This is a genomic window from Runella sp., assembly GCF_027484545.1.
Taxonomy (GTDB): Bacteria; Bacteroidota; Bacteroidia; order Cytophagales; family Spirosomataceae; genus Runella.
Genome location: NZ_JAIXST010000234.1, coordinates 1 through 6,961, shown reverse-complemented (window position 1 = coordinate 6,961; position 6,961 = coordinate 1). Strand labels below are relative to the sequence as shown.

Annotated in this window: 10 protein-coding genes; 2 read left to right on the top strand and 8 right to left on the bottom strand. The window is 40.0% G+C overall.

Annotated features, from left to right (window positions below; all coding sequences use genetic code 11):
- Positions 1-83 precede the first annotated feature (83 nt).
- The 4 genes from Q0081_RS21570 to Q0081_RS21555 all read right to left on the bottom strand — a co-directional run bounded on the left by Q0081_RS21570 (position 84) and on the right by Q0081_RS21555 (position 4,027).
- Positions 84-1,973 carry a peptidase domain-containing ABC transporter gene (locus Q0081_RS21570; protein ID WP_310586518.1) on the bottom strand — a complete coding sequence of 630 codons (1,890 nt, stop codon included), beginning with the start codon at positions 1,971-1,973 and terminating at the stop codon, positions 84-86.
- Between the two features lie 14 nt (positions 1,974-1,987).
- Positions 1,988-3,187 (bottom strand): HlyD family secretion protein, encoded by a 1,200-nt coding sequence (locus Q0081_RS21565; protein ID WP_298358374.1) that lies wholly within the window; start codon positions 3,185-3,187, stop codon positions 1,988-1,990.
- A gap of 64 nt (positions 3,188-3,251) precedes the next feature.
- Entirely contained in the window at positions 3,252-3,719 is a 468-nt protein-coding gene (locus tag Q0081_RS21560) for a type II CAAX prenyl endopeptidase Rce1 family protein (protein WP_298358370.1), read from the bottom strand.
- Positions 3,720-3,826: 107 nt separating this feature from the next.
- Positions 3,827-4,027: a hypothetical protein gene (locus tag Q0081_RS21555; RefSeq protein WP_298358368.1), complete on the bottom strand. Its 201-nt coding sequence runs from the start codon at positions 4,025-4,027 to the stop codon at positions 3,827-3,829.
- Positions 4,028-4,540: 513 nt separating this feature from the next.
- On the opposite strand from Q0081_RS21555, the gene Q0081_RS21550 reads away from it, so the two are divergent.
- Complete coding sequence (locus Q0081_RS21550) at positions 4,541-4,723, top strand: helix-turn-helix domain-containing protein (RefSeq protein ID WP_298358365.1); 183 nt, start codon at positions 4,541-4,543, stop codon at positions 4,721-4,723.
- A 32-nt stretch (positions 4,724-4,755) separates the two neighbouring features.
- Here the strand turns inward: Q0081_RS21550 and Q0081_RS21545 are convergent, their stop codons facing one another.
- The 4 genes from Q0081_RS21545 to Q0081_RS21530 all read right to left on the bottom strand — a co-directional run bounded on the left by Q0081_RS21545 (position 4,756) and on the right by Q0081_RS21530 (position 6,701).
- Positions 4,756-5,079 (bottom strand): hypothetical protein, encoded by a 324-nt coding sequence (locus tag Q0081_RS21545; RefSeq protein WP_298358362.1) that lies wholly within the window; start codon positions 5,077-5,079, stop codon positions 4,756-4,758.
- Positions 5,080-5,217: 138 nt separating this feature from the next.
- Positions 5,218-5,931, bottom strand: a complete 714-nt coding sequence (locus tag Q0081_RS21540; RefSeq protein ID WP_298358360.1) for a type II CAAX prenyl endopeptidase Rce1 family protein — start codon at positions 5,929-5,931, stop codon at positions 5,218-5,220.
- A gap of 60 nt (positions 5,932-5,991) precedes the next feature.
- Entirely contained in the window at positions 5,992-6,189 is a 198-nt protein-coding gene (locus Q0081_RS21535; RefSeq protein ID WP_298358357.1) for a hypothetical protein, read from the bottom strand.
- Positions 6,190-6,248: 59 nt separating this feature from the next.
- Entirely contained in the window at positions 6,249-6,701 is a 453-nt protein-coding gene (locus Q0081_RS21530; protein ID WP_298358354.1) for a hypothetical protein, read from the bottom strand.
- A gap of 39 nt (positions 6,702-6,740) precedes the next feature.
- On the opposite strand from Q0081_RS21530, the gene Q0081_RS21525 reads away from it, so the two are divergent.
- On the top strand, positions 6,741-6,961 hold a 221-nt coding region (locus tag Q0081_RS21525; RefSeq protein WP_298358351.1), incomplete at its 3' end, for a helix-turn-helix domain-containing protein.

Below are 6,961 nucleotides of genomic sequence, written 5' to 3'. Positions count from 1 at the left end.
ATTACAACAGCAAAATGACAAGCATAGTATCAAAGAAAGGCGTAAAAAAGCAGGTTGGAATGACCAGTACTTGCTCAATATTATTAAAAACAACACCATTTAGGTGCGTTTAACCTGAATAAATTACAGTAAAAAACGAGCTTTTTCATGTCGGGTTCAAACTCCCCCATCGCAATATTTTCAATCACTGTTCCTGCAAATAGGTCTATTTGCTGCGGTACCACGCTTACCCATTGGCGCAAACTCGCATTGTCAAGGTATTTGATGTCGTAATCGCCAATGTAAATATTGCCTTCTTGTAAGGGATAAAGATTTTGGAGCAATGACAACAGCGTTGATTTTCCGCTCCCACTTTCACCTACCACTGCTGTAATTTCTCCTATCGGAATCAGAAGGTTGAGTTTTTGAAAAACAGTCACCCGCGAGCCATAACGAAACGACACCTCCTTAAATCGAATGTCATTCGATTGAGTGCTTCGAAGCATATCTACCGTCAAAGTCACTTTGTTTTCGGTCGTCTCACGCTCCAAATCCATAATTTCAAACAAACGGTCGGCTGCAATGAGCGCGTCTTGCAGGGTTTTATTCATGCCAATAAGCCCTGCTGCTGGCCCCGTAAAATACCCGATGAGCGAATAAAAAGAGAGCAACTCGCCTGGGGTAAGTTGGTTATCAAGCACAAAACCCGAACCTACCCACAGCAAAATAATGGTAAAAATACTCGTAATGAGCCAAGACGCATTGCCAATGTATAGGCCGCGTGTACCCGTATAAAAAATCGTACGCAACAACCCCACAAAGCGGTTTTCGGTTTTCAGATTAGCAAATTCTTCAATCCCAAACCGTTTGATGGTGGCTACGCTGTTAAGAGATTCTACCAACTGTGCCTCCAAATCGGCACTTTTTTCCATGAGTGTACGCTGATTTTTACGGTTGAAACGGTTGGCAATAAAATAGGTAACGGCATAAAAAGGGATAATCCCCAACATAATCAACGCCAGTTTCCAATCGTACGTAAACATCAGACCAAAAGAAAACAGTACAATAAAAACATCTACGACCAAATTGAGAGCCACGTCGTTGATAAAAACCCGAATTTTGACCGCATCATTGACCCTCGAAATAATTTCTCCCACACGCATGGTGTCAAAAAACGTCTGCGGAAGTTTCAGTAGATGTTTATAGTAGCCCAAAATCAATTGAGCATCAATTTGTTGACCTGTTTTAAGCGCAAAAAGTGTCTTGGTAGAACCTATAAATAGTTGTAATACAATGATAATGAGCATACCTACGCTCATCAAATTGAGCAAGTTACGATTCCCTTCTACCAATACGTTGTCCACAATTTTTTGCACATAAATAGAAGTAGCCAGCCCTAAAATAGTGTAAATAATTGCCCCAAAAAGCGCTTCCAGCATCACTGACCGATGTGGCCGTATGAGTTGCCAAAAACGCGCCGTAACCGATACTTTCTCATTCCCCTCTTGAAAATCTTCATTGGGAAGTAACAACACCAATACACCCGTCCAAATTTTCAAAAACTCTTCGTACGTTTTTTTTGAAAACTTCCCATCAGCGGGGTCCATCACCAAAATATATTTGGGAGTAACCTCATAAATCACAATATAATGTAGCCCTATTATTCCCCCATTGGGGGTTAGGGGGCTGACATGAGCGATGGCTGGCAGAGGTATTTTTTTTAGGCTTTCGGGTGTACCTTTTACGCCTTTGGCCTGAAATCCCAATTTCGTCGCCGCTTCAATCATTCCCAACACATTCGTGCCTCTTTTGTCGGTATTGGCGTATTGACGTATCCGAGCAATGGGCATCCGTAATCGGTAATGTGCCGCTACGGAGGCCAAACAAGCAGCTCCACAGTCGGTAATATCATGTTGTTTAATGGCTATACGTCCAGCCCCCTTACCCGCGCGGCGTACCGCCCCAAAGGGGGAATTTTTGAATAAGTTTATCATTTTTTTATCTTCCTCTAACTCCCCCAATGGGACGGTACTCCGCGCGGGGTGGGGTTCTGCGGATTTAGCCAATCTTCCACTTTATCAAACACCAACTGCGCCAACGTGCGCTTTATCACCACAAACCGCGCTTGGAGGCTCATGCCCTTTTGAAGACGGGCTTCGTAGCCATTTTTGAGCCGCAACGAGGGTGTTTCTAAGCGGCACTTTACTTTAAAAACGGGCTGCTCGTTCATAACCGTAATATCTTTGGCAATATCTACCACCACACCCTTTGCCAACCCCCACTCACGATAGTTGAGGGCATCCATCTGAAAAAGAGCCTGTTGCTTGAGTTTCAAAAGCCCCATATCCGAGGGCTTTATATAGCATTCTACCAACAAACTCGAATCGGGCGACAGTACCCCTAAGGCTTCTCCTGCTTGGACAAAACTCCCCTCATACTTGCCTGCCCACTGCTGAACGGTCCCTGCTACGGAAGCTTTGACGGTGTAGAGTTCGCGCTCTTTGCGTAGTTGGGCTTCCTCAGCCCGAAGTTGGGTAAGCGAAAGGCGGTGCGAATTGAGGTCGGCTTCCCATTGGCTTATTTGCCGCTTTATCAGTAGCCGAAATTCTTCGTTTAGTTGGTCATACTCGGCTTGTTTGGCATCCAAATCGCGCGTAGCCAATACTTTTTCTTTGTGCAGATATTTGTAGGCATTGAGTTCTTTTTCTACTTTTTTGCGTCGTATTTCGTTTTCTTGGAGCTGGGCTTGCAGTTGATTGTACTGCTGTGCATAAAGCGAGGTGCGAAAAGACCGATTGCCCAATACCTCCGAAATATCTTGGTTGGGGTTGGTCAAAAAAGTTAAATCTGCCACCAACTGTTCGCGTTCGGTTTGTTGAAAACGGCTCAAACGCAGCTTTTCTTCCAACACATCGGGGGCAATCGTAAGCAGGGTATCGCCTACCCTTACGGCTTGGTTTTCTTTAGCACGGCTATGCACTACGCGCCCACTCACCAATGAGCGAATCTCGGTTTTTTCGGCCACCGACCGTACCGCCCCTGCTGCGGCAAACGACACATCTATTTTGACAAAAAAAGCGGCCACCGCCGCTCCCACCACTGCCAACAGCACCAACCCATATAGCAGCATAGACCGCGCTTTTACCTCGGGCAGGTACAAATGAGTGGTGTTGTTTAAGAAGGTTTCTGGGAGGAGTTGTTGGGGCATGGGTGTTGGTATTTAGGAGCGTTATAAACGCTTGGTTCTGGGGTTAATCTCAAAAAACATACTCTTATATATGGCCATATATTACTGCAATGGTATTACTAATGGCATGCACTATAACGACTCCCCAAAAGGCCATAGCCATACTCTTTTTTGACAAAACTGCAAACAAACCTATAAAGATAATTCCAATAAAAAATGTAGCAACCATATACCAAGTGTTATAAGTATGACCTAATGCAAAAATAATAGATGATATTGTATAGATAATGTAGAGATTTTTAGTAAAAAAACGCAATACTATATAGGGAAGATATTGAGCAATAAGGGTTTCTATGATTGGAGCAATAATGATAGAGACAATAATGTCTTTTGTGAGAGATTCAAAATTAGATGCCTCAAATACTTTTCCAGCATTTGTAAGCCAAGCTAAAATCGGAAATATAGCGCTAATAATCTCATTTATAATCTCAAAATATACTACTGTTTTAATGAAATTTAAACCTATTAACCACTTAGAATATTTGTAGAACATTATTAAATAAACAAATGTTGTTGTGTAGATTTATTAAACGGTTGAAACTATTTGAGGTATTTTAGCTTGAATTTATGGCATTGCAAGGAATCGCAATGCCATAAATATTACATTAGATATCTGACTGTATTTCTCAAGCCTGGGTCACTACACCCCTTGCAACCGCACCCATTAATACAATCTCTAATTTGATCATAAGCATCGCCAACTTTTTTGAAGATGTCTTTAATGATACCTCCGCCCTCAACTAATAATAATTCTTCATTACTTAGCTCAGGAAGTTCCTCCATTAGTTCAAACTTTTTCATATTAGATTTACTTGTTTAAATTGAATCGTCCTTATCATTTACAACATTGTCCAGATGGACCTGCTCCTTCATTAAATCCTTCTATAGCATCGTTAAAAGCATCATATATGCCTGCCCAAGTAATGGCTTTATCTATTATAGCTCCATGCTTTTTTTACCTGGTCCCAAGTAGGCAGTTTGCGTCCACCGTCAACTTCAAGCATCTCATTATTACTAATCTCACTTACCCCATACGATCCTAATTCCAAAGTTCTCATTTTTGATTCGAATTTTAAGGTTAAACATTACACTCCCAACGCTTGTTTCACTCGGCCGATGTGGGTAGCGTTTGGTTGATGCAAAGGTCGGCACTAAAACCACTTATCCTTATTCTTTGTCGGAATACTTTATTCCTCTTAGAAATATTTTATTCTTTACGGGAATATCACAAGGGAATCTTTGATAAATTTGATATTTTGCAAACAAAACAGCACTTGAAATGTTTTGTTTAAACAACCAAATCTATTGACCAATATGCAACAGATAGGCCGCCGTATCCGTGCTTTACGTTTGCTTCGCGACTATACCCAAGAACACTTAGCCGATTCGCTGGGTATTGGACAATCTGCCTATTGCAAAATAGAGCGTGGTCAAACCGATATTAGAGTTTCGCAGCTTCGACAGATAGCCGCTATCCTGGGCGTGTGTGTTACTTAATTTTTCAAAGAAAACAATAAAGATGCTGATAATCAGTTAGTTAAATGGGGGGGGTAAATGTTGGTTAAAACTGTTTTTCCCAATAACGCGAGGCACTGGCTCTGTGTTGTAGCACCCGCCCCACTCACCAAGGACCGAATCTCGGTTTTTTCGGCCACCGACCGTACTGCCCCTGCTGCGGCAAACGACACATCTATTTTGACAAAAAAAGCGGCCACCGCCGCCCCCACCACTGCCAACAGCACCATGCCATACAGCACCATGCCATACAGCAGCATAGACCGCGCTTTTACCTCGGGCAGGTACAAATGAGTGGTGTTGTTAAGAAAGGTTTCGGGGAGGAGTTGTTGGGGCATAGCTGTTGGTATTTAGGAGCGTTATAAACGCTTGGCTCTGGGGTTCGCGTTGCAAACGCAAACCAGCGGGGTTCTGGGGTTCGTGTTGCAAACGCAAAGCAACGGGGGTTGCCGTATTACACATAGCAGTGGGAAAATCTAAAAATAACTCAACAAAAACCCTGTAAGATTAATCATAATATGTAGTAAAATAGGCCATATTATGTTCTTATATTTTACCATTAAATAGCTTAGTATTATTCCGTAAAATAGTTGAGGTAATACGTATATAGGATAAAAATAGATTAATTGCCAATTGATTGGAGAAAAGTTGGATATGTGTACCCAAGAAAATGAAATAATTAAAAAATAGCACCAAAAGTTAAAAAAATTTCTTTCAGGTATAATAGATTCTTTATTTTGTAATACTACTTGCAATAGTATAAATGAAAGTATTGGTACTACTATACCTATCAACGTATATGAATCAATTGAATATATGCTATCATTTAAGAAAAAAAACAAGCCAAAACATACAGAAAATAGAAACCATTTTTTTTTAGAAGTTAATGGTAGTATAAATACAATTTCTTCGATAATAGGTGCACCTATTACTGATATAATGCCTCTATACATCCCCCAATATTCATAAGAATTACTTCTATTTATTTCCAGATTTCTTTTTATAGAAAATGAAAAAATCGCTTTGATTAGCATATCGGTAATTGAAATTACAAACACACTAAGTAACAAAAATAATATACAGAGCAAAAAGGACTTGATAAGTGTTTTTTCGGAGGGCTTTTCTCCTTTATTATTTACTAATGAAAATAAGTAGGGGTTTCTTATAAAAAGTAAAATGTCTAATAGCATGTCCGTTTTAATTTAAGGTTTAAGATAGAAGCTGAAATGCTTCTATCTTAAACACGAGAATTATAGGCTACCCCCATTTTTAATAGCCTTATTATAACCTTCTGCAAACCCTTCTATAAATGAACTTACACCTGCCCAAAAGGCTGTCCCAACTTGATTTGCTACTGCGTCATGATGTGAATGCCATCCATATCCCCCTTCAATAGCTTCCATTTCTGAAACAGAAAGCTCTTCTACATTAAAATTATTAGTTTCCATTGTTATAAAAATAGATGTTGACACTTTGATTGTAATGAACCTTGAAAAAATGCGATTGGTTACTTTTTATGAAACGTTTTTTCTACTAACATACCTTCTACAAATCCTTTGAGAGCATTTCCTGCTATGTTTGCAGCATTAGTCGCTGCACCTACCATATATCCTACGGTATAACCAGCATCATTACAAAATTCAGTCCAAGAGTATTCTCCATCAATGATTAATAAATCTTGGCTATTCATCTCCATCACGCCATAATTTTCCAATTCCAAAGTTCTCATTCTGATTTGAATTTTAAGGTTAAACATTACACTCCCAACGCTTGTTTCACTCGGCCGATGTGGGTTACGATTGGTTAATACAAACATAAAATCCAAGGCTAAGGCTACAAAAAAAACAAGGGGGTATTTTAGCACTTTCACGACTACTTTGTTTGACGTATAGTACACTAAATTAGTCACATTTTGTACTTTTACAAAAATACGTGCCTCAAATTGTACAAAATCCAGCAACTTGTTTGTACTTTAGCAGTGTGCTAAAATATTTTATCTATGCAATCGGTAGGAATAAAAATCCGTAAACTACGCGAAATTCAAGACTTAACTCAAGAGTTTATGGCAACTCAGTTGGGTATGTCACAAACAAACTATGGCAAAATAGAGCGGGGTGAGGTGGATATTACCTACTCTACGCTCAAAAAAATAGCCGATTTGTTTGGTATAGATGTAGCATCGTTGTTAAGTTTTGATAGTGGCAATGTCATTCATAAGGT